17 protein-coding genes and 1 pseudogene are annotated in these 23,421 nt (G+C 70.2%); 3 read left to right on the top strand and 15 right to left on the bottom strand.

Going from position 1 to position 23,421, the window contains the following annotated elements:
- Positions 1–30: 30 nt before the first annotated feature.
- The 7 genes and pseudogenes from ACH4LD_RS33610 to ACH4LD_RS33580 form a co-directional block, all read right to left on the bottom strand.
- Positions 31–2,127 (bottom strand): dipeptide ABC transporter ATP-binding protein, encoded by a 2,097-nt coding sequence (locus ACH4LD_RS33610; RefSeq protein ID WP_398057779.1) that lies wholly within the window; start codon positions 2,125–2,127, stop codon positions 31–33.
- Positions 2,124–3,035 (bottom strand): ABC transporter permease, encoded by a 912-nt coding sequence (locus ACH4LD_RS33605; RefSeq protein ID WP_398057924.1) that lies wholly within the window; start codon positions 3,033–3,035, stop codon positions 2,124–2,126. Before ACH4LD_RS33605 ends, ACH4LD_RS33610 begins: the two co-directional genes overlap by 4 nt.
- Positions 3,036–3,057: 22 nt before the next feature.
- The gene (locus tag ACH4LD_RS33600; protein ID WP_398057780.1) at positions 3,058–4,041 is read right to left on the bottom strand and encodes an ABC transporter permease; all 984 of its coding nucleotides are present in this window, start codon (positions 4,039–4,041) and stop codon (positions 3,058–3,060) included.
- Positions 4,042–4,905: 864 nt separating this feature from the next.
- Positions 4,906–5,883 (bottom strand): phosphotransferase family protein, encoded by a 978-nt coding sequence (locus ACH4LD_RS33595; protein WP_398057781.1) that lies wholly within the window; start codon positions 5,881–5,883, stop codon positions 4,906–4,908.
- Positions 5,884–6,408: 525 nt separating this feature from the next.
- A complete protein-coding gene (locus ACH4LD_RS33590; RefSeq protein ID WP_398057782.1) occupies positions 6,409–6,543 on the bottom strand; it encodes a hypothetical protein in 135 nt (44 codons plus the stop codon).
- Between the two features lie 79 nt (positions 6,544–6,622).
- Positions 6,623–6,925 (bottom strand): annotated as a pseudogene (locus tag ACH4LD_RS33585) (esterase); the annotation flags it as partial.
- Positions 6,926–7,025: 100 nt separating this feature from the next.
- A complete protein-coding gene (locus tag ACH4LD_RS33580; protein WP_398057783.1) occupies positions 7,026–7,253 on the bottom strand; it encodes a hypothetical protein in 228 nt (75 codons plus the stop codon).
- Positions 7,254–7,525: 272 nt separating this feature from the next.
- Between ACH4LD_RS33580 and ACH4LD_RS33575 the strand changes: the two genes are divergently transcribed.
- On the top strand, positions 7,526–7,705 hold the full coding sequence (locus ACH4LD_RS33575) for a hypothetical protein (protein WP_398057784.1): 180 nt from the start codon (positions 7,526–7,528) through the stop codon (positions 7,703–7,705).
- A 450-nt stretch (positions 7,706–8,155) separates the two neighbouring features.
- Here the strand turns inward: ACH4LD_RS33575 and ACH4LD_RS33570 are convergent, their stop codons facing one another.
- Complete coding sequence (locus ACH4LD_RS33570; protein WP_398057785.1) at positions 8,156–8,524, bottom strand: DUF4440 domain-containing protein; 369 nt, start codon at positions 8,522–8,524, stop codon at positions 8,156–8,158.
- Between the two features lie 1,805 nt (positions 8,525–10,329).
- Between ACH4LD_RS33570 and ACH4LD_RS33565 the strand changes: the two genes are divergently transcribed.
- A complete protein-coding gene (locus ACH4LD_RS33565) occupies positions 10,330–10,836 on the top strand; it encodes a hypothetical protein (RefSeq protein ID WP_398057786.1) in 507 nt (168 codons plus the stop codon).
- 24 nt (positions 10,837–10,860) lie between these two features.
- Here the strand turns inward: ACH4LD_RS33565 and ACH4LD_RS33560 are convergent, their stop codons facing one another.
- The 7 genes from ACH4LD_RS33560 to ACH4LD_RS33530 all read right to left on the bottom strand — a co-directional run bounded on the left by ACH4LD_RS33560 (position 10,861) and on the right by ACH4LD_RS33530 (position 19,685).
- Positions 10,861–11,727, bottom strand: coding sequence for a phosphotransferase enzyme family protein (locus ACH4LD_RS33560; protein WP_398057787.1), 867 nt, complete (start codon positions 11,725–11,727; stop codon positions 10,861–10,863).
- 461 nt (positions 11,728–12,188) lie between these two features.
- Positions 12,189–12,425 (bottom strand): GNAT family N-acetyltransferase, encoded by a 237-nt coding sequence (locus ACH4LD_RS33555; RefSeq protein WP_398106204.1) that lies wholly within the window; start codon positions 12,423–12,425, stop codon positions 12,189–12,191.
- A gap of 166 nt (positions 12,426–12,591) precedes the next feature.
- Complete coding sequence (locus ACH4LD_RS33550; RefSeq protein WP_398057789.1) at positions 12,592–14,331, bottom strand: hypothetical protein; 1,740 nt, start codon at positions 14,329–14,331, stop codon at positions 12,592–12,594.
- Between the two features lie 289 nt (positions 14,332–14,620).
- Positions 14,621–14,848, bottom strand: a complete 228-nt coding sequence (locus ACH4LD_RS33545) for a hypothetical protein (RefSeq protein WP_398057790.1) — start codon at positions 14,846–14,848, stop codon at positions 14,621–14,623.
- 716 nt (positions 14,849–15,564) lie between these two features.
- Positions 15,565–16,845 (bottom strand): MFS transporter, encoded by a 1,281-nt coding sequence (locus ACH4LD_RS33540; protein ID WP_398057791.1) that lies wholly within the window; start codon positions 16,843–16,845, stop codon positions 15,565–15,567.
- A gap of 512 nt (positions 16,846–17,357) precedes the next feature.
- The gene (locus ACH4LD_RS33535) at positions 17,358–17,666 is read right to left on the bottom strand and encodes a hypothetical protein (RefSeq protein WP_398057792.1); all 309 of its coding nucleotides are present in this window, start codon (positions 17,664–17,666) and stop codon (positions 17,358–17,360) included.
- Between the two features lie 1,473 nt (positions 17,667–19,139).
- On the bottom strand, positions 19,140–19,685 hold the full coding sequence (locus ACH4LD_RS33530) for a hypothetical protein (RefSeq protein ID WP_398057794.1): 546 nt from the start codon (positions 19,683–19,685) through the stop codon (positions 19,140–19,142).
- A 938-nt stretch (positions 19,686–20,623) separates the two neighbouring features.
- Here ACH4LD_RS33530 and ACH4LD_RS33525 point away from each other — a divergent pair.
- Positions 20,624–22,396 (top strand): MOSC domain-containing protein, encoded by a 1,773-nt coding sequence (locus ACH4LD_RS33525; protein WP_398057795.1) that lies wholly within the window; start codon positions 20,624–20,626, stop codon positions 22,394–22,396.
- The last annotated feature ends 1,025 nt before the right edge of the window (positions 22,397–23,421 follow it).

Raw genomic sequence — 23,421 nt, 5'->3', positions numbered from 1 at the left:
CGGCACCGCTGCGGAAGGCGTAGGAACCGGTCAGCGGGCGTGGCAGGCGTGGCGGTGGTCGGTTCCGGATGCCGCCGGCCGCAGCAGGGGCCGTTCGGTGCGGCAGCGCTGTTGTGTCCCGCCGTCGAGCAGCGGGTACAGCGGACAGCGGTCGGCGAAGACGCAGCCTCGCGGGAGACGCGACGCACTGGGCTGCTCGCCCTTGAGCACGATGTGCTCGCGAGAGCGTTCCACCTGCGGATCGGGCACCGGGATCGCCGACAGAAGGGCTTCGGTGTACGGGTGTCGGGCGTGTGTGAAGAGGTCCTCGGTGTCACCGCTCTCGACGATGTGTCCCAGGTACATGACGGCGATGCGGTCGGAGACCTGTCGCATCACCGCGAGGTCGTGGGCGACGATCAGGTACGCCAGGCCCAGTTCGTGCTGGAGCCTGGTGAGCAGGTTGATGACGTCGGCCTGGACCGACACGTCCAGGGCGGACACGGGTTCGTCCAGGACCACGATCCGCGGTTCGGTCGCCAGGGCTCGGGCGATCGCGACGCGCTGGCGCTGGCCGCCCGAGAGAGCCGCCGGAAAACGGTCCGCCAGCGATGCGTCCAGCCCGACGAGGGACAGGAGTTCCTTCACACGGATCCGGACGGCGTCCCGGTCCGTGCCGACGGCCTGGAGCGGTTCCGCGAGCAGCCGGAAGACGGTCAGCCGCGGATCGAGCGATCCCATGGGGTCCTGCATGACGATCTGCACCGTGCGGCGCAGTTGCTGTGTCCGTTCGGTGGAGCGTGCTGCGGCGACGTCGGTGCCCGCGATCTCGATCAGGCCGTGCCCGGGCGGCCTCAGCCGCATGATCTCCAGCAGGGTGGTGGTCTTGCCGCTGCCGGACTCGCCCACGAGCCCGAGGGTTTCACCGGCCCGCAGCTCGAAGCTGACGTCGCTGACCGCGTGCAGCGTGCCGACGCGGCGTTTGAGGAACGCCCCCTTGGTGATCGGGAACGTCCTGGCCAGTTCGGCGACCCGCAGCACGGTCTCACCGGGGGCACGCCGATCGGGGCGGTGCTCTTCGACCGCCGCTCCGGGCGGCGAGAACAGCGAACTCGCCGCCGGGTTCCCGTCGGCTATGTCATCGGCGCGCCAGCAGGCGACCTGACCGTGTCCGGGTAGCGCGCTCAGCGGCGGCTCCTGGCTGCGGCAGCGGTCCACTGCGGCGGGACAGCGGTCAGCGAAGGAACATCCTGCCGAGAGCCCCACCAGCGACGGTGGTTCACCCCCGATCGGCACCAGCCGCCCGCTCGCCCGTGCCTCGGGCCGGGGCACCGCGCCGAGGAGCCCGATCGTGTAAGGCATCGTCGGCCGCGCGAACAGCTCGTCGGCGCCGGCCTGCTCCACGATCCGGCCCGCGTACATCACGGCGACGTCGTCGGCGTACCCGGCGACCACTCCCAGGTCGTGGGTGATCAGTACGAGGCCGGCGCCCGTCTCGGTCTGGGCGGTCCGCAGCACGTCCAGGATCTGCGCCTGCACCGTCACGTCGAGGGCGGTGGTCGGCTCGTCGGCGACGATGACCGACGGGGAGTTCGCCATCGCCAGAGCGATCACCACGCGCTGGCGCATGCCCCCGGAGAACTCGTGAGGAAAGGCACGCGCGTTGCGGTGCGGCTCGGCGATGCCGACCAGGTCCAGCAGCTCGACGGCGCGCTTCCACGCGGCCTGCCGGGTCAGGTCCTGGTGCACGCGCAGCGCGTCGGACAGCTGTCTGCCGACGGAGAAGATCGGGGTCAGGGCGGACAGCGGATCCTGGAAAACCATGCCGATGTCCTTGCCGCGCACCGCGGACAGTTCACGGTCGTCGAGCCCGACCAGGTCACGGCCGCCCAGCAGCACTGCGCCCGACACCTGGGCGGTCTCCGGAAGCAAGCCCATGACGCCCATCGCCGTCGCGGACTTGCCCGACCCCGACTCACCGACGATGCCGAGCGTCCGTCCGGGCAGGACGTCGAAGCTCACCTCGCGCACGGCCTGTACCGGACCGGCCTCCGAGGGGAAGGCCACGTTGAGGCCGCGAACGGACAGCACCGGTGCTGTCGCGGTGGATCCGGTCGGCGGGTGCGTCCCCGGGGTCGCCACGGTCATCGCCGGCCTCCGCGTGCACCGGTGGTCGAGCTGGGGTCGAACGCGTCGCGCAGGCCGTCCCCGACGAGCGTCATGGACAGGGTCAGCAGCACCACCAGCGCTGCCGGGTAGCCGAACAGCCACGGTGCGGTGGTGATCGTGCCGGATCCGTCGGCAAGCATCGTGCCCAGTGACACGTCGGGTGTCTGCACTCCGAACCCCAGGAACGACAGGGCGGTTTCACTGAGCACGGTGGCGACGACTCCCAGGGTGAGGTTGACGATGAGCAGGGAACCGAGGTTGGGAATGATGTGCCGCAGGATGATCCGCCACGGCCGCACGCCCATGAACTCGGCAGCCAGCACGTAGTCCCTCTCGCGCAGCGACGTGGACACGGACCAGATGACCCGCGCCGTCGACATCCAGCCGAAGACGGTCAGCACCAGGATGAGCACCCGCCAGTCCCCGGCGAGGTGATGCGAGACCAGGGCCAGGATCAGGAACGACGGCACGACGAGCAGGAAGTGGATGACGGTCAGAGTCAGCCTTTCGACGCGGCCGCCGAAGTACGCGGCACCCGCGCCGATCACCGCGGCGAGCACGATCGTCAGTACCGAGACGCTGACGGCGATCACAAGGGAGCGCTGGAGACCGTGGACGGCCTCGGCGTAGACGTCGTTGCCCCCTTGGTTGGTGCCGAAGTAGTGCGTGCCACCGGGGCGCTGGGTGAGTGCGGTGAAGTCCACGTCGGTGTAGGAGAAGCGGGTGAGCGAACCGCCGCACACGCTGAAGAGGACCAGCAGCACGAGAAGCACGGTTCCCAGCAGCGCCGGCCGGTTGCGGGCGAACCGTCGCAGATACAGTCGTCCGCCGCCCGCACGGGCCGTCGGAGCTGGTTTCGTCGTGCCGGGATCGAGCGGCTCGGGCAGGGGGGGCACCGTGGTCGCCACGTCACCTCACCCGCACTCGGGGGTCGAGGACGACGACCGCGACGTCGGCCAGGATCGCACCGATCGCCGTCATGCCGGCCCCGAAGGCTGCGACGGCGACGGCACCGTGCACGTCGTTCTTGGCGATGGTCTGGACGAAGTACTGGCCCATGCCGTTCCAGCCGAAGACGGTCTCGGTGATCACCGCGCCAGTGAAGATCGCCGGAATGCTGAACGCGACGGATGTCGCCGTAGGGATCAGTGAGGCGCGCAGTGCGTGTCGACGGATCGCCTGGGCACGTGTCAGGCCGGTGGCGCGGGCGGTGCGTACGAAGTCCGAGTTGATGTTGTCCAACAGGAGCGAGCGCTGGGTCAGGTGGTAGCCGACGTAGCCGAGCAGGGTCAGGCTCAGCGTCGGCAGGACGAGGTGCCGGAACCGGTCGGCGACCGTCGGCCACAGTCCGCTGACGTCCGGGGACTTCTCCCCGGCGACGTACAGGAGGCGCCAGCCGAGGTGCTGGTTCAGCCAGATCCCGGCGAAGACGACCGCCAGCGCCGCGACAGCCGCCGGGACGTTGAAGAGGAACACGGAGACGAGCTGCGTCGTCCGGTCCCACCACCCGTACTGCCGGGAGGCGGTGAACACGCTCAGCGCCACACCCGCCACCACGGACAGCAGTGTCGCGGCGGTGACCAGCTGGCCGCTGACCACGACCCGGAAACCGACCTCCGAGTTGACCGACGCCCCGACAGGGGACTTCCCCCAGTCGAAGTGCAGGAGCACGTTGCTGAACCAGTGCCCCCACCGGTCCGCCAGGGAAACCCGCGGATCCAGGTTGTAGGGCGCCAGCGCGTGATCGATCTGCTCCTCGGTGCGGACCGGCCGCAGCCCCCGGTAGTTGGACCTCGGGTCGAGGAACCACGCGGCCAGCAGATAGGTCACGTTGGTGGCGACGACGATCATGACGAGCCAACCTGCGGCCTTGCGCGTCAGGTGGCGGATCACGAGCCCGCCCCCCTGGGCAAGCGGATCCCGACGCTTGGGGCAGCGCGGGGGACCGGCGAGAGTGTGCCGGGATGTGGCATGAGCCTGACACTTTCTGAGGGCGGAGGACACGCCGCCTGGTGAAGCGGTGATGGACGTGCGAGCGGCAGTCGGGCTCTGTGCATCGGGCGAGCACGCCGACCAGCATTGATTCTTCGGCTGTGATCATGTTCCGCGCCAGCCCTCCCGGGAGCCTGTCACGTGATCGCAATGCGGGTGTCACAACGCTGGAGGCGCGACAAGCGGAATGCAGCGACACCGACGTGTTTCGCGGAGACCGCGAGGCAGCGATCCCGGCGGGAGCTGGCCCTGGTGTCATGGAGTCCCTGCTCAGGTCCAGGATCCTGTCCGCCGGTGCCGCGCGGCGTCGCGCTGGGGCGCACCCTGTACACCCTGGCCGCGCCGGTCCTCGCCGCGGCCCCGAACCGCCGGAGCCGCGAGGCCGCCGGCGTCGACTCGGTCGGTGCTCTCGGTTCCACTGGCGGCTACGCCTACCTCACCCGAGGAGCGCGGCCACGCCGTGAAGATCGCGGTCGGGGCCGCCGACGGGACCCCCGTCATGGCGGGCATCGGCGCTCTGCGCGACCTCGCAGGTCCTCGCCATGGCCGAGGAGGTGCAGAAGGCCGGAGCCCCGGCTGGGCCAACGTCGGCAGGGGCGGACGCGCCCACACCCGAGCCGAAGCCGTCCTCACCCTCCACGGCATCCGTGATCGAACCGGGCGAACGCGACTCTCCCCGGGGTCCTGTACATCAGCCAGTTGCTGAACTTGTGGGACGTCTCATCCTTGTGCGTCCTCGTAGGCGTTCACCCCAGGGACGCCGGTTCAGGCATAGCGGCTGAAGAGGGATTCGATGTATCCCTCCAGCCTTTGAGCCAGGACACTGGCGGTCAGGTCGACGCGGCCCAGTTCACGCCAGGGGACGGCGACCTTCTCCGCGTCCGGGGCGAAACCCAGCGCGTCCAGCAGTCGCCAGTAGAGATGGGCGGTGCCATCTTCGGCCAAGGTTCCTCCCGCGGCGACGTAGCGATCGGCGAAGCGCATGCCCGCGGGGACCCCGTGCAGCAGGGCCAGAGCCGTCGAGCAATGAGCCACGTCCAAGTCGGCCGGTCCCCACGAGGTCTCTACCCAGTCGACGACTCCACTGATCTGAGGATCATCGTCGGTGCCTGTGAAGAGGACGTTGCCGGGATGGAAGTCCCGGTGCAGGAAGCGTCCCTGACAGGGCGGGGGATCGCGGCGGATGACGTCGACAGCGCGCTGCCAGAGTTCAGGCCGTTCGGTGGCTGCCGGCACAGTCACCTGCTCCGGAGAGGTCCAGGCCTGATAGACGCGAGGCCGTTGTCGCGCCGTCACTGGCAACCCATGGATACGCACCAGTTGCCGGGCCAGCAGTTCAGCGCGCTCATCAGCACCCTGATCGCCCAGGCGCACGGTCCCCGGCAACAGGGACATCAACAGGGAGGGGTGATCGCAGTACTGCGCCGTCGCATCCACCGCCACGAGCGTGGCCGAGGGCACGTCCGTGTCACCGAGCAGGCGCAGGACAGTCGCCTCACGGGTCAACAGGCCCTCTGCATGCCGAACGAAGAACGGCTTGACGAAGGACCGCAGGACGAGTGAGCGTCGACCATCCGGACCGCAGAGATCCAGGCGGCGCATTTCCGACGTCCAGCCGCCGCGCAGCCGCTCGACCTTTTCGATGCGCTCCGTCGCGGCCAGTTCCTTCTCCGCCCAGGAGCGCGTGGCACCCCAGCCCCGACGGTCGAGATCCACGCCGATTTCGTCGGTCCCCTCACCCATGGAGGCAGACTATCCGTCTCTCAGTGAACGCATTCCGTGAACCGAGGTCGCCGACAGGGGCTTCCAGCTGCCGGGAACAGGGCGCCTTCCACGCTGAACGCGCCTGTTCATCGTCATCAGCGGCGGACATGACGGTCACATTCACGACGCTTGGCACGAGCGGACCGCCGGGGCCGGCTGCCCGGCCCGGAGCCGCACCGTCCGAGTAGCGGGACGCGAGCCCGTGGCAAGCTCAGAAGTGGTCACCGTCCTCGCCTCCCGGATCGCCGCACGTCCGATCCCGGCGGCACCGGACGGCGGGGGCCGAGTTCGAGCCGCTGTATGCCCTCGGGCCTCCAAGGGTTCTATGGCCGGGCGGCTGCCGCAGGCCATGCCGCGGTCGGGGCGGTATGGGCTTGAGACGTGGTCGCGTGCAGGTCACAGCCATGGTGCGGTGAGGCGGGCGCGGCGCGCGGACGCCGGACGGGCCGGCCGCCGCGCGGGAGGCGGCAGCCGGCCCGGTCCTCGTCGCGCGCGTGCGTACGGTCAGGAGGCGAGCGCCCGCTCCAGCCTGGGGATCAGGTCCCGCAGATCCTGTTCCCGGCAGCCGGCGTTGACGGCGGCGGCGTCCCCACCGAACCGGAGTTCTGGCTCGAAGGCGCGGCCCAGCACGTCAAGCACAGCATGGACGCGCTCGGCATGCCGTACCACTACGTCGACTACGGCGACGGTTCCGCCTGGGGCACCCAGTGCAACGGCGGCCACCGCCCACATAGGTGGAGACGCCGATCCCGGCGAGCTTGTCCATGTGCGCGGCAGGACCGACCTTGTTCCACCGCCAGTCGGCGTTGATCACCGGGTAGGGCGAGCCGAACAGGGCGTCGCTGTCCACGCCGGGCTTGTAGGGGGAGTTGTCGGGGTCGCATGTTCCGGACGACGAGCCGCAGATCGCGCTGAGCGCGTCGGTGACGGAGACGACGACGGCCAGCCTCAGGTCCATGGACCGGACCGACGGGTCGATGCCCCCCGACAGGGACGCCGTCTGGCTGTGCACGACAGCACGCGGAGATGGTGGCCGTACGGGCTGGACCCGGACGGTTCGCCCACTCCTCCCTGGCGGTGAACAGGGCACCCAGCCGGAAGGTCCGCACTCGAAGACCGGCTCAGAACAGGGTGTCGGTGTTCTCGGCGGGTGGCGGGGCCGGTGTGCGGGTGCGGCGGGGACGCTCGGGCTTGGGGTCTTTCCCGAACAGTGCTTGCGTCCCGCATTCGTCGGGAACGGCGGGTACCGGCCGGCACACGGACGCGTCGACCAGTTCGAGCGGGGCGCAGTCGTCGAAGTCGGCGCGCTGCATACGGGTCCAGTCACGGCCCTGGGGTATGGCGGTCACGGGCGGTCTCCTGTCTGCGCTCGGGGGCCGGGGATGTGGGCGGTGCGCCCCGGCGGCATGTAGGTGTCCGGGGCGGTGCCGAGCGGCGCGTGCGTCGCACGGCGGGCCGCACAGGCGATCGCCCCTGCGGTGACGGTTGCGGCCGCTGTCGTCCTCCTCGATGCCGTGTCACGGTTGTCGTCGCCCAGCGCACCGGCCCGGGCTGTCTCTCCATCCTTCTGCCCACACAACGGTCCCGGATCGCGCCTCACCGACGACGTACGGGTACCTGCGTGGGCCCACTGTCCCTGGACGTCCCCGCCGCCGACATGCACGACAACCTCAGCCTGGAACCGCTCGTGCGCGGGATCCCGGCCCTCCGCTCCCGACGCGGCCCGCGCCGCCGAAGCCCGGTCAAGCTCCGTGCCGACAAGGGCTTCGCACGCTGGAACTGCCGGACGGGGCAGGCCTGATGAGCGCCCCGATGGCTGCCGACACAGCACGCCACTACGACCAGGCCACCGAGGTCCGCGACCAGCAGATGGTGTCCCGCCGCCCGACCTGTGCCCGTCCTTCGTCACCCGGACCGGCGAGGTGTTGCCGCTGGAGCTGCGGGCGAGCACTGCCGGGGTCCCCGTCCAGCGGGTGCTCCTCCCGTAACGGCCGGTTCCGAGCGGGCTCCTGCGTCAGTTGCGGAGACCGGCGAGCCCGGGGATCAGGAGTCGTAGAGGTCGTGTTACGCGTCGGCGCCCCCTCACCGCGCTGCCCGGTCACCGGAGCGCCTGGGTAGGAGAGCAGGGGGTGCACGGTGCTGTCGCGCCAGGGTATTGCGGTAGACATTGCGCAAGGAGACCACCTGCGGCGGTCACCTGGAGCCGCCCCGGTCAGTTGGACGACCGCCGCCCTCGCGCACGGTGATCCTCTCAAGCGGTCGAAGTGCCCTGGTGGAAGTACATTCGCCAGCCCGTCTCCGTCAGGCGCCACAAAGAGCTCCGCCATGCTCGACGGCCCCGGTCGTCGGCGAAGTACGTCAGATGAACGACACCCGGAGCAAGGACGACGCCAGACATCTCACTGACCTTGACCGGAGACTCCGCAGACACCGAGCCGCCGCTCGTCACCGTGAGGATCGACTCGACATCCCATCGGCGTCCAGAGGCACCGAACTCGGTGAACTCCGGGTCCAGAAGCTCCAGAACCCGTGCTGGGACAGCTCGCACCGCAGGATCGAGAAGCCGCATCTCTCCGTCGATGGCCGCCTGCACGGCCTGCTCATGCTCATCATCCGCCATGCCGGAATCCTACGAACGCGGCAGCCCAGGCAACACTCTTCGCTCGACCGTGATCACCGACGAACAAGATCCACTTCGCGACAGACCCTAGCTGGACCGTACGCCGCGCGCCGCCTGAATCACACAGCGGCGTTCGTGCGCGAGCGCATCACGACTCGCCTGAACAAGGTCTTCATCGCTGTTCCCCCTTGGTGTGCCTGGTCCTGTCGAGGAGGATCCATCGTGGCAGGGGCGAATTCCAGCGAGTTGAGCCGATCTTGAGCCTCCACCGGTCCTCCAGTGGATGGTCAGCGGCGCTCTTTCGCCACTCGGCGGGCGGCGTCGAAGCATCGCGAGTAGTCGTTCACGAAGGGTGGGGCGTTGTGCGGTTCGTGAGCATCGTGCAACGTTGGCGTCATCACGGACGTGGCCGCCAGCTTCCTGCACCGCATGCGGGCCCTCGGGCCGTCGGTGGAAGGAAGCCTCTGCGTACTCCTCTCGGCGATCGGCTTGTCCGGACGGGGATACCGGGTGAGTGCGGCGACGCAGACCGTAGCCGCTGTCGCGTCGCGGCACTGGCCTTCTGTGCCGCCGCGATGAGCGAGCACCTCGCTCTGACCAGTTGAGTTTGTGTGCGTGATGTCCGCGGTCGGTTGCGCGGGTTGGGCGTTGAAGGCTCTGCCCCGCACTCCAGAAGCGCGGACTCTGGCTGGCGATCGCAGTCCCCCCCAAGGGGCAGCTCACGGGCTCGGCAACCGCCGGCCCGATGGCCTCCCATGCCGGCAGGGTGCACAGCCCACCGGCACAACGCAGCCGAAAATGGGGGAGAGGCAGATGCCGGACGCCGGCCTGTTGAAGCACCCCGTGACCCGCGACTGCGTCGGACGCAGTCATCGACGGCCGGGGCGGACTGGTCGTCTACGAGGAGCAGGGCACGGGGGGGCGGGAGACGCTCGTGGCGTCGGCCGTGGGAATCGCGGCCGCCATTGGCGAGACCCTCACGATCGTCGATGCCGCATTCCTCAGGGAGGCAACCGCCTGGCCACTCAGCTCGGTCTGGCCGAGCACACCTTCCTGTCCTCCCGCGCAGGCCGCGAGCCGGCCGACAGGATTCGACCCGGACGCGGTGCCGGCGGTCCGCGGGGACGTTCTGCGCGACCGGGACTTGGTGGAGCCGCTGCGTGCCGCGGCCCGGGACGCCAGCCTCCACGGGCATCTCGTCGCTGCTCGCCGCCCCTACGGCAGCGACAGCCTCGACACCTGCACCACCCGGTTCCGCGAGATCAGGGCAGCGGGCTACATGCCGGTGCCCGCGGCGATGGACAGCAATGGCCCGGACGCGCCGGGGCCGATCGCCAGGCGGGCAGGGTGCGATCCCCGTCCTGGCAGAGCGAAGAGATCCAGGAGCCGGCCTGGATACTGTGCGACGCGGACCGCCATGCCGAAGCCCTCGCACAACAGTGGGCTGCAACAGCACAGTCGCGCTTCATCGACATGGCGGAGCCACAACGACGCAGCCCCTACGGCCGGTTGAGCCCACCGTAGAAGGCTGTGACCACGGCGGTGTGCGGCGCGCGGGCGAGGTCCAGCAGGGGCCGTAGTACCGGCCCGTCCGTGCGCATCTGTTCTGCGGGGCGAGTCTTACACTTTGTAGCTTTACCTCGCGTGCGAGGTTGCATGGTGCGGTCGGATCTCGCATACAGCTCCGGCTTCGGCTTCGGCTTTCGCGGGGCGGGCGTTGACCACATCGGTACTGTGGCAGAGTCCTCCTCATGCGGATACCCAGACCGAGATACGTTGCTGCGGGCCTTTTACTGGGCACTGCCATGACCCTGACCGGCTGCGGCCAGGAGCACACAGGACCGACGGCGGCCGGCCCCGGCTCCCCTTCACACAGCGGCTCCCCCGTCGGCCCGGCACGGGGCAACGTGGAGCCCGACTCCCACGACGGAGCCCCGCACTACCAGGAGAACAACGGCTTCAAGATCCCCGAAGAGATGTCCCCCGCCAGTGAGGAGGCCGCCCGCACGGAGGCTGCCCGCATCGAGCCCGTCCTCAAGCGGCTCTGGACTGCCAAGACATGGGATGCCGGGAGTGTGCGCATGGCGCTGCTCAAGCTCGGCTACCGAAACGGGGGCCCGGACAGCGAGCGGGGGCGCGGAACGCTCTTCGTTCAGGCCAACGACCCCGGCGGCAACCCAGGTACCAGCATCGCCCTCAACGTCCGTCACGATGCCTGTGTGACCGCGTTCGTGCAGTCGACCAACTACCAAGTCCAGGTCAACGGCCGGTTCCTGGAATCGGGCTGTTTCGAGCCGCGCGGCGGCCACTGAGCGTGTGGGGGTCTTCGGCGGCTTCTACAGACCGTTCAGTCGCCTGGTCACTGTGTCGAGTGTCGGCCAAGGAGGACCCTCGCGCAGCAGGCGCAGGCATTCCTCTCCGAATCGCCTCCCGTTCGGGAACTGGTCGCCGAGTTCCCACCGCCACGCGGCGACCATCGCGATGACCAGTTGCCGGCACTCGTCCAGCAGCCCTTGGTCAACGCCTGGGTAGTGCTCGCAGACCGCCTCGGGAGCGTGGGCGAGATCGAACTCGACGGGTCCACGACAGCACGTCTCAAGGTCGATGAACAACGGGCCGTTCTTCGTGCTGAGCACATTGCCTGGATGCGGCTCGCCGTGGAGCAGCTGCTCCACGGCGCCGCGGTCGTCGATCGCCCGTCGCAGGCTTGCCAGCCTGCTGCTCAGGAACACGCGGTCCGCGTCGGCGAGCCCCGGCGAGCGGTCCGGGGCGGTGACGACTTCTTCCGCCTCCATGATCCGGTCCGTGAACCTCGGGCTCGGCACATCGACCTTGCGCATGCCGGCGTGCAGCCGCTCCAGCGCCTTGGCGTAGTCGGCTGGTGAGGTGTGGGGTGTCACGGGCTCGTAGTAGGTCCACAGCGTCACTGCGAAGCCCTCGCGCGTGTGCACACGCGGCTCCGCCCGAGGCTCCAGGGGACACACCGGGCATCCGACCTCGGCGAGCCTCTGAGCAAGCTCGACTTCGAACTGTGCGACCTCTTGTCCCACAGGGGCGACCCGGGCGAAGACGTCGCATGGCGTCAGCCGCAGTGCCAGCTTGTTCGAGTTGTGAAGAACGATTGCATCATCGGCTGACAGGCCGAGCGACGCGGCAACCGAAGTCGCAGCCGCGATCGCACGCGTCACATCGGTTATCTCCACCCTCGAATCCTGGCACAGATGAGCGAGGACGATGCCAACCGGCGTGGCCCGGCGCCAACTACCGTGGCCCGGCATATCCCGATGCTCGCCTGTTCGCGCTCTCGGCGACAACAAGCACGCTGAACGTGCCCGCTATCGTGCCTCGGCCCAGCGGACCGGATTCCCCCACGGTGTCTACGGGACGGGGGTGCGGCGGTGGGGACGACACTTCGCCTGGCCGTGAGGTGGGCGCGCGCGTAGCAGGCCCCCGTGCTCGCCGTGCGCCTGGTGACCGACGAGCCCGCGCCGGAGACTCCCCCGCCTCGCCCGCCTCGCCGACCTCGTGCTCGGCGCCTGCCCGACCGAACGCGCCGCGCAGATGGAAGCGGACGTCCGTACCCCGCTCGGCACCCCGCCGCGCCCACCCTGCTGGAGAAGATGCTTCCTGCCAACCCGAACAGGCAGACGGGAGGGTCGAGGCGCTAGCCGCCGAGGTCGAGCAAGGTGAACCCCTCGCCGGTCGGGTCCTCACGCAGCCTGTGCAGCAGGGCGTGCCCGGTTGCCAGGTCGCGCTGTGCGGGTTCCATGACGGTGATCACGGAGTGGACGCGGTCCTTGCGTCGCAGGCACAGCTGGGCCGCGATGGGACGGGTGTCATCGGTCTGGGTGGCGATGAACGCGGTGGGGGCGCAGCGCGTGGCCGGAATGCGTCGCGTCACCCTTGCCCTCAGCATCATCGAGGAGGACCTGCTCATCAATACCGTCAGTTCCGTGCACAGTTCGTCAGCGCTGCTGCGTCCTTCGTCATCCGCCGACGCTGGTGAGAGCACGGTGTGCGCGGGGTTGGATGCTGTGGGCCCGGCGGACGGCACGGCCGCGGCGCGGTCAGGTGCGCGAACCGCGCCCCCGGCGCCGCAGTTCCCTCCCGCGCTGTCGCTCCTGCTTCTCCTCGGCCCGGCGGGTGCGCTCGTACGCGCGGATCAGCACGGCGTGGGACCGTGGCACCACCTCGGGCAGGGCCTGCCGCGCCAGGTTGTACAAGTCGCGGGAAACCGGGGCGCTGAGGGCGGGGCGGGACCGGGGCTCCAGCTTGCGCAGACCCTCGGCGATCCAGGGGTCCACCCGCTCCGGACGGGCGAGCACCCTGGCGCCGCGCACGGCGTGGTATCCGTGTGTCGACGGGTGGCTCGCGACGTACCGTTGCAGGATCTCGCCCGCCGCGGGGAAGTCCTCGCAGGCCCGGCCGAGCACGCCCGCCAGGTGCTCGGACCGGTGTACGTTCAGTCCTGTCGACAGGCGGTCGAACAGCTCCGGCTCGACGCGCAGCCGTGTTGTCAGGAACCAGTGGGTGAAGGCTTCCGGTCCGATCCAGGGTTCCGCCATGCGGGCGGCCTGGTGCGTCCCGCCGTGCAGCGCGAGGGCCCAGGTCACCCAGGCGTACGTCGCGGACCGGATCCGCTCCTCCTCAAGCCCCGCGAACTCGGGGAGCCGTTCGAGGATGTGTGAGGCGATGACGTACTCTCGATGACCGGTCAAAAGCAGTGCCAGCATGACGCGTTCGGGCAGGCCGGGGTGGTCGGGCAGGCCGTGCAGTGCGGGGACGCCCGGTCCGGTGAACGACGCGGCGCTGCGCCGCCAGCGCCGGCGCTCCCGTTCGAAGAGGACACCGGCGACTTCCTCGAAACGCCGGGGGACTGCGGGCACCGGCTCACCGGTCAGCGCGGTGACGAGGGCCTGGGCGTGCAGATCGAGGGTGGTCTGGAGGAGAGGCCGCTCGGGCCGGACGTCGGCAGTGCCCAAGGAGGTACCGGCACCAGCCGCCTCGGTGCCGTCCGCCCGCTCGGTGCCCGCGGTGTCTGCGAGGGCCGCGGTGAAGGCGACCTGTGCCTCCGCGTGGCGCTCGGCCTGGACGGCCCGGTCGAGCACCGGTGGCGCGAGATTCAATACGGGCGCGTTGGCGAGGAGGCGGAGCACGTCGGAGTCGCCTCGGGAGTACTCCAGTTCCTCGCCGACCACGGCACGGAAGCGTTCGGCGTGCCGGACGACGAACAGCAGGCGCACCGGCGTCGTGTCGTGCAGGCGCGCACCGAACGCCCGTAGCAGCGGGACGACGTCCGCGCGCACCAGCGAGTGCAGATGGCTGTCGACGTCGGATCGCAGGTCGGCATCGTCCACCACGACCAGCGCGGGCCTGGCCCGGTCGCGTAACGCCGGGAACAGCTGCCCGGCGCCGCGCAGCAACCGCCCGGCGGTCCAGGAATCGCCGAGCGCCCGCACGAGTTCCAGCGCCAGCCGTGATCTGCCGACGCCGCGGTCACCGGCGAGCAGCATGATCGGGTGCGGATCGGTCTCGTCCTCGCACCAGCGCCGCAGCCGGGCCAGCTCGTCGTCGCGGTCGCGGAAGGGTACCGGGCTGTGGAGCGGCGACAGCAGCCGGAAGACACTGGGGTCCGCACCCGGCTCGGCCGGGTGCGGGGCTGGGTTCTCCAACATCTCCCGGTAGGCGTGGAAGCGCTTGACCCGCCGGATGCGCCGTTCGATCGCCACAGCTCCGGCGGCTGCCGCACCCCCCGCACCGATCAGGGCGGCGGCCTGCCACCACGGCCCGTCCCATGCACGGGGCATGGCCACCCGCGCGCAGAGCCCGAGCCACCCGACGACGACGCCGACCAAGCCGCCCCAGTGGAGCACGTCCGCCGATCTCCGCAGCCCTTTTCCCGGCCCCAGATCGTCCCAGCCACCCCGCTCCGCACCCCGGCGGCCCTCCGCGCCCAAGCCCACGGCATCCCTCCCGGCCCGCGCCTGCCCAAAGCCCTCATGATCACCCGGTACGTCCGGTACGGCAACGTCCCGTCGGCCAGGGAAAGCCACTGTGGGCAATTACGTCTGAAACCGGCCCACGACCCCGGTCGTCCTACGCGGCCGCCCGCGACCCGTGCGAAGCGGCCCCCAGGCGCTCCAGCAGCGCCTGGGCCTTCGCCTCCGCCTCAGGGCCCGGCGCGCCGCCCAGGGCGGAGGCCGGCTCGGCCAGCTCGGCGCACTCGGCCCGGGTCGGAGTGCCCTGCGCGAGGTCCTCGACCAGGGCCGGGAGGGTCGTGCCGTGCTCGGCCACCAACTGGACCAGCCGGTCCCACGCGGCCACGCCGACTGCTCGCTGCGTGTGTCGGGCACCGAGAAGGCGGGCGCACGGTCGGCCAGATCCTGCGTGACGCGGACCCGTCCAGGCACGAGGTCCATACTCGGAGACGGACCGCGAGCACGCTGAGCCCTGCGGCTCGCGTTGCACCTGTTCCATGGAGTGCGGCGGCTTGCGGGCCCTGCCGACTCGGCCGGAGCCGGCAGTGCTGTGCCTGCAGGCCGATGCTGGCCAGCCACTGGCTTGAGGTCCGGGGGTGACGCCGAACAGCCTCCCTTTTCACTATTACCCAAAGGCCCACCACGCCACCTGAAATGGGGGATGGAGCTGCAGATCCGCGACTCGGTCCGGGACAGCAGACTGCACAGGACGTAAGGGCCAGGCCGTGGGCCGAGACGCGAGGAGGGGTACCAGAAACGTGCCCCATGCCCTCCTTGATATCAGGCCTTCGCGCGGCGGTCCGGTGTGACCGAGCGGCATCTCGCCCGCTGCGGGGGGCCTCAGGGATCAGTTGGAGCTTGATCGCAGTGGGGGCGTCAGTTCCTCATACGGGCGGCCCCGCTCGATCCGTGCGGTAGCCGTCCCGTTCGTTCGAAGCCCAGCAGGACTGATCATTCTCAAGGACAGGACCACCGCCTTGGCCTTACCGGCCCGCGGACTGTGGTCCCGAGCACCAATCTCCCACTCCCGACGAAGTCGCGTCTCGCAGGCCGGAGAAACCGCTACGCGGACGGACTGTCCGTGGCCGGGGACGGAACCACTTCCGTCGTGGGCGCTGGAACATGCCCGGTGGAGATCCGTTCCTCTCGCCATGGCAGGAGCAGCGCGCTCGCCATGCACAGCAGGCCGGCGATGAACAGCGCGCCGCGTGCACCTGCTGCGGCGGCGATGAGGCCGCCGGCGATCATGAAGGCGGCCTGGCACGCCTTCGAGCCGACGGACCATGAGGTGCTGACGCGAGACATGAACGCGTCCGGTGTGGCCGCCATGCGATACGTGGTGAACGAGGGGTTGAAGACCCCGGCGGAGAAGAGCAGGCCGAAGTCGGCGGCCACGATGGCGCACACGCCGAGGGCACCGGAGGGCGTCAGCGGCAGCAGGATCGTCCAGAGCGTGCGCGCAACACCGGCCAGCAGCAGAATGCGACGCTGTCCGGATCGCCGGCTGAGCAGCGGAGCCAAACGTGAGCCCAGCACGCCGCCCAGGCACGGCAGCCCCAGGGCAAGTCCGTACTGCCACGGCGCCAGGCCCAGATCATCCAGCATGAGCACGGCCGTCAACGGTGAGGCCATCATGACGGATCCGCCGAAGAGCAGCGCGTTGAAGAACAACGGCCGCAGCCCTGGGTGCCTCAGGAGGTACTGCCATCCGGCAGCGATGTCACGGCCCAGGTGTGAGGTGGGCGCGCGTTGCGGTGGCGCGGGTTCAGGCTGCCGGATGCGACGGATGCTCAGGGCCGATCCGAGGAAGGACATGGCGTCGACCCCCACTGTGGCGGCCGCGCCCAGGGCCCCGATCAGAAGCCCGCCGACAGGCGGGCCGGCGCTGACGCTGATCCAGTTGGTCGTCTCGAACAGGCTGTTCGCACGAAGACGGTGCTCGGGCGGGACCAGCGCCTTCATGTGCGCCCCGCTCGCCGCGTCGAACGCGACGGATGCTGCCGTCTGGAGAATGCCGACGACACACAACTGGGTGAAGGTGAGCCTGTCGAAAGCCATGGCGACCGGAATGCTCGCCAGCAACACGCAGCGGGCCACATCTGCGGTGATCATGACCGGGCGCTTGTACTGGTGCTCGACACGCACACCTAATGGCAGAGCGATCACCGCACTGGCCACCGCGGACAGCGCGGCGAGCACAGAGACCTGGAACGCCGAGGATCCCAGCACCAGGAGGGCGATCAGCGGCAACGCCCCCATGCCGACGGCACTGCCCGCTGCGCTGACCGCGTAGGCGGCCCACAACCGCCGGAAGTCCTGCCCGAGCGTGCTCCGCCGTACCAACCGAACCTCCCGAGGTGCGAAGGCGCTCAGCGTAGTGAGTGAATTGGAGCACCCTCCATCCCGACTCACTTGGTGGAGGCAGCAGTCGAGCACGTCGCGGCACACGGCATCGCGCGGACCCAGGCTGCCTGCGCCGTCTCGGCACCGCGATTGGCATCAGTTACCTCATGCTGATCCACTCGCGGCCACCATGCACGGTCCCGTCCCTCCGCACGAGGGCTGTGACCGGTCAGAGAGGTGGGCAAGCCCCGCTTCCGCGCGCAGCAAAGTCAGCAGTCCGCGCAGAGGACTCCTGACGAGGGCCACCTCACTGGCCAAGTCGTCGTCGAAGACCGCCGGCACGTTCAGCCCTGCGACGCTCTCGTCGTCCGGGCCGTCTCCCCCCCCACTGCCGGCATCCTGGACGCGGTCGTCGTCGGCGGGGGACGCTCCGGAAGCCTTGATCGCCGGCGTCGTGCGCGGCGGTGCTCCACCGTTCTCGCTGCATCGGCGTCCGGGCACCGCCGTGCGAGTCATCTCGGGGGACTGAACGGGTCCGCGACGAGAATGCTGTGCGTCCCGGGCACCTGCGTCGCCAGCCCCGGGGGAATGATCTGGACGACGTTGCCTTGGCACCCCGGAACGTTGTGGACGCGGACGGGAACGTCCGTGAAGTTGAGTACGGTGGACAGCCGAGCGACCTCGTAGCAGCCGAGCGGGTGGTTGTGGACGACTCCGTCGATGCGGAGGAATCCGTTCGTGGCGAACGCCGATCCGGGAAGGGTGAGCGCGAGCATTCCGGCGGCCGCGAATATGGTGAGCGTCGAGCTGATGTGACGCATGACGCGCCTCCTCATGGGCAGGTCGGAGGGTGTTCCAGCCCTGCAAACGACCGTACGGAAGTGGGCGGGTACTGCATCCCGGTGTCGTCCGGACGGGCGACACCGGCCCCTGAATCACCGGGCGGGGCATGCGGCAGCGTCCGGGTCCGCTTGCCGGGACGACGGGTGTACCTCCCGACCGCCGACCACCGCCGGTCCGGCGGTGCGGATGTGTCAGACACCGTCCGGCGCAGCCGCCTCGTACAAGCTCCCCCAGCAAACCAGCCCCACAGCTGCTCTCAGTGCGATCTGCGCCGGCGGCTCCGGCCCGGTGCCGGCCAGGATCGGGCGCGCGTCCTGCGGCAGGCCCAGCGCCGTACGCCCGAGGCGCCCTGCGCGGCAGCGCCGCGGCCATGACCCGTCGGCCACGGGCAGTTCGTCCTCACTGGCCGGCATCACCTCGTTGCTGGACTGGTGCACCCTGGAATCCTTCCGCGCGCAAGCCACTGTCCGGCCAGGAGGTCGACTGCCGTTTCTCCGTCATGGTCTCCGACCTGGTCGGCGCCTCGACCGAACTCGTCGGCGACAGCGGAACGGTCGCCTGGCGTAGCCGCGCCGCCCTCTGGGGCACTACAGGCATGCCCCCCGGACGCGACCGACATCTCCTTCAGGGAGCCCCGCTGATGCCCGTACTGCCCCGCCCCGTCGGTCCGGGTGCACCGCGCACCCGGCGGCATGGCGTCGCCGGTGGAGCGCGAGACGTCGGCAGTCGTACCGGCACCGCCCGCGCGGCCGTCGGCGATGGCGATGGCGTCTCCCGGGATGCCAGACCACCCGGAGGGATCGTCGAGCGCGCCCTGGCTGGAGGCGATCGGCGAACGATGGCGGGACGAGACCGGCGACCGGCTCCTCCAACAGCACCTCCGTCAGGGCCGGCTGGGGGCCCAGCGGACCCTTTGGCGGGCGAGGGGCCGGCATATCAGGAGGTCAGGAGGAGCCGGCGTCGAGCGCTTCTGGGCCGTTGGCTCGGCCCTCATCCTCTGCGGTCGGCGGACGCGGCGCTGCCTTGGAGCGGACCAGACGTTGTAGCGCCTGTTCGCTCTGCGAACCCGGCTCGACTTGGAAAGTGCCGAGCTGAGACGTGACCACCCGGGCCAGGCCATCGCACGTCCGAGGAGCCGAACAAGAGAGCAGCACTGCCACCCGTGCACGCACCCCCTGGGAACGCGACCGCCACTGACCCTCATCCGACCGCATCACCGTCGAACGCGCCCTCGCCGACCACAAACATGGAAGTGACCCGCTGGACCCACCGACACGACCGGCTGCCCGCCACCTACCGGCCCATCGCCGGCCCGTCTCCGACCGCACCGCAAACGGTTGAACCACGTCTCCTGAACGACAGCTCTGCCTCACCCGCTATCACGCACCAACACGTAATCCCGAGGTGAGCGCCACGGCGAGGCCGATGGCGCCCGCCAGGCTCCCAGCGCGTCAGCCGTTGCCTTCGCTCGCCGGCCCGGCCGCGTCACCGATGGCCACGCGCAGGTCATGCATGCCTTGCAGGATGTCGATCAGAGCTTCCTCCGCCCCGCTCAGAGCATGTCGCGTCCCCTCCTCGTCGCCACGGTCCGCGTGCAGCTGGGCGCCGAGCGCGTACACCGCTGTCATGACTGCGGCGAAGGCGGCCTCGCGGCCGGGGGGCAGTTCCTCCGCCTCGGGTTCGGAGACCTGCACCGCGGTGCGCTGCAGCCGGTTCGTCAGGACGTTGACCGCGAGGTCGGGGTTCCCTCCCAGCTGCTCCCCCCAACCGAGCAACGTCTCAAGGACGTCCTCGATCTCCTCTTCCTCGGTCAGACGGGTCGCAGCGGTGATCTCCAGTTCCGTCTTCGCCAGCAGACTCCCCAGTAGCTGCAGGCGCTCCTTCTCCCGCGGCCCCTCGGGGCGCTTCTTCGGATCCGGCTCGGGCTCAGCCGCCAGAGCGGCCAGCGCCGCGTGGATCTGCTCGGTACTCACCGGCCGGTCGCTACGGATGCTCACGCTTCCAGCCTCACCCAGCGAAGGCCCGCCCGCCCCCATGGCACGTACGAGTCCCCGGCGAGTTCCACCACCCAGACCAGTGCCTCGCCCGAGCAGACCGAAGAACAGGAGGCAGCCGGTGAATCAAGCGGCTGCCTCCGAAGCGGCTGAGTCGCCGGCGGCACGGGCCCGCGGCGCCGGCGCTCGCGCCCCCGCCGCCGATCCCGCCGCGCCTGGCACCCAGCAGCTCCCTCGACCCACTGCTGTGAGGCAGCTGGTGCAGGTGCAGGCCGCCCTTGCCGAGGCCGGTGGCGGCGACCATACCGCCCAGCGCCGTGGCGGCGTGGCCCGCGTGGCCACGGCCCCAGAACTGCTCACCGACCGCATCCAGCACTCTGTTGTCGTCGACGCTCCGTGGACGGCCCCATCCCACACCCCAGCCGTTCTCGACCCATCGTTCCAGATCGTCTGGGGTCCGGAGTGGCCGCTGCCCGAGGCCGGGTCTAGCGTGGGCAACGTGCCGTAGCGCCCTGCAGACCGTAGACGTGGGATCCCCGGGAAGCGAGGTCGGCATGCTCCCTGCGTACCACCGGACGACGGTCGCCGGCCCACAGGTGTTCCACCGCGAGGCGGGCCCGAGCGAAGTGCCGGTGGTTTTGCCGCTGCTCGGGTTTCCTGGCAGTTCCCATATGTTCCGCCATCTCGCTTCTTCCGTACCAGCAGGGTGCCGCTGCTCGCGGTCCGGGGCGAAAGCGACGAGATCTTCGGACGGGACGGCGCTCGGACCTCCTCCCGTGACCTGCCGGACGCCGAAGTCCATCTGCTGTCGGCTGGTCAGGCTGGTCACTTCGCCCTGGAGACGTGTCTCGACGCCATCAGCGGCTACATCCATGGATTCCTCGGCCACGTCCTCAGCTGTAGCGCGCCAGGAGCGGGACCCCGGACAAGGAGGGTGAGCGGTGGCGACCTTGGTCGCGGTCAACGTAGGGATGCCGGCAGACGTGCCCTGGCAGGGCAGGACCGTCTACACGGGCGTGTACAAACACCCCGTGTCCGGGCCGCGGATGGTGCGGCGGCTGAACATCGACGGAGACGGTCAGGGCGATCTGGGCGGACACGGCGGGGAAATGCGGGCAGTGCTGGTCTACCAGCTTGAGTCCTACCGCTTCTGGTCGCGGAAACTCGGACGCGACGACCTGACGCCCGGAATCTTCGGTGAGAACTTCACCGTGGACGGGCTCCCCGACAACGAGGTGTGCATCGGTGACCGGTACCGCATCGGCGGTGCCCTCTTCGAGGTCTCACAGCCCAGGGTGACGTGTTACCGGGTCGGCCTGCGCTTGGGAGAGCCGCAGATGGCGGCGCTGCTGGTCGCCCATCACCGGCCCGGCTTCTACCTGCGTGTCATAGAGGAGGGGGAGGTGAGCGCCGGGCAGGAGATCGTCAAGGTCTCCACCGGCCCCGAAGCGATGACCGTCGAGGAGATCGACTCGGTCCTTTACCTCCCCGGACACACTCGCGAGCAGGTGGAGCGGGCTCTGCGGATCCCCGCCCTCAGTCCGGGCTGGCAGGGGTCGATGCACGCGCTCCTGGAGCAGGCGGAACGGGGGCCGGGCTCGGCGTCGGGCAGCGCCGGCCTCACGGCGGCATCCAGCGCCCCGCCCCCTGCGTGGACCGGCTTCCGCCCCCTTACGATCACGGACGTCCGGCCCGAGAGCGAGAGCGTGATCAGCCTGTCCCTGGCCGCGGGCGAAGGCTCCGCCCTGCCGGCTGCCCTGCCAGGGCAGTTCCTGACCGTGAGAATACGGCCGGAGGAGGACGGGCCACCGCTGATTCGCAGCTACTCGCTGTCCGGCCGGCCCGGCACGGGGACGTACCGGATCAGCGTGAAGGTGGAGCCACATGGTGTGGCGAGCAACTATCTACGCGCACACGCCCGCGCCGGTGGCAGCCTGGACATCGCCGCGCCCCGCGGCACGTTCTGCCTGTCCGACGGCGACCGTCCGGTGGTTCTCGTGTCCGCCGGGGTAGGGGTGACGCCCGTGCTGGCCATGCTGCATTCGCTGGCGAGCGCCCGCTCCCGACGGCAGGTGTGGTGGCTGCACGGCGCCCGTAACGGCACGGAGCATCCCTTCGCCCAGGAGGCCCGCGGCCTGCTGGAGAGCCTGGACCACGCACGGTCGATCGTTTACTACAGCAGGCCGAACGCCGAAGATCGGCAGGGCGAGGACTACGCGCAGACGGGACGCCTGACGAGCGAGCGGCTTCTCGGCCTGGGCCTGCCCACCGATGCCGACGCCTACATCTGCGGCCCGGTGACCTTCATGGACGAGGTCACCGACGCCCTGGTCAAGGCCGGCCTGGAAGCATCACGCGTGCACACCGAGAACTTCAGCTCCGGCCCCTCGATCACTCCGGGCATCAAAGGCGCGCCGCCGGCCAGGGCGCCGCACCAGCCCGCGGGCCCTGCCGGCACCGGCCCTTCCGTCTCGTTCACACGCAGTGGGCTGACCGTCGCGTGGGACGACACCCGTAACTCCCTGCTCGAACTCGCCGAGGCCTGCGACGTCCCGGTCCAGTGGTCGTGCCGTACCGGGGTGTGCCACACATGCGAACTCGCCCTGATGTCGGGGAGCGTCGACTACTCACCCGATCCCGTCGAGCCGCCGGGTGACGGAAACATCCTCATCTGCTGCTCCAAACCCGCTCAGGACGTCGTCCTGGACCTTTGACCTGTTCCCGCTTTCCCAGCGGAGTGTCCGGCCGATTCCGCGACGCGGAACCCGCGCCGTCCGGTGCGCCCCGCCCGGTGCGGTTCCGCCGCGCCGCCGCAGAAGGTTTCCAGTCCCGTTCGGTGCTGTGGGCAGGGGGTCAGGGGGGCAGAGGATCAGCCCCGTCGGTCGCCGTCCGGTGCGGCCGCGGCACGATCGGCCCGCCCGCCACCGGTGCCCGGCGACGACCGTCGCGCGAGCCGCGGCCGGGCGCCCGACGCCGAGGTTCATGCGGCCTGCCCTCTGCCTGGCGCTGAACGAATGCGGGCAGCCGAGGATCACCATGCCGCCCGCGTCCGCGAACCCGACGGGCGTCCCCGGCGACGGCCGGTCCGGCGAACCACCTCTGGGGCCCGTCCGGTACGGCGGCCACGCCCGTTTCACCCGCCACCGGAGAGGTCGAGCCGCCTCGGCGACTCCACCGCAAGAACCGCTCGGCGAACCTGCTGGAGGCGGGACGAGGCGCCCCGCGCGTCCGGATCAGCTCGCCCGCCGGAAGCGGCGTGCTGCGGTTCGGCGCGTCCCTCGCGCGGATGATGCGCGTGGCGGGTCGCAGGGCGGAATGACGGAGATCCCCACGCGGACCGGCACCCCGGGAGCGCCCGCGCGCCGTGAAGCGCCGTACGTTGCGAGGCGGGTGGCGACACGCGTGATGGTGGGCGACGAGCAGGCGGTCCACGGCACGCCTACGGTCCTCACCCGTCGCGCCCATTACATCGCACCGCACCGCCACCGGCCCGGAAGGACGAGCCCCGTGCTCACGTCGTACGCCGCCCACTTCGACACGCCCGCCGGGTACCTCGACTTCGCGCGCGCCGGACCGCCGTCGCGGCAGGCCGTGGCCGTGAGCGCGCGAGCCCTGAGGAAGAAGGGTCGTCGCTCGATCGAGCACATGCCACGGCAGCGCACTGCTACTCATCGCCTGCCGGAGTGCCCTCGCGTGGCCACAGGGGGAGACTGGAGAGACCGTGGCACAGGGTCGCTGC

It is taken from the genome of Streptomyces sp. NPDC017676 (assembly GCF_044329325.1).
Classification (GTDB): domain Bacteria; phylum Actinomycetota; class Actinomycetes; order Streptomycetales; family Streptomycetaceae; genus Streptomyces.
The sequence above is the reverse complement of the archived record's forward strand: the minus strand, read 5'-3'. Positions and strand labels throughout refer to the sequence as shown.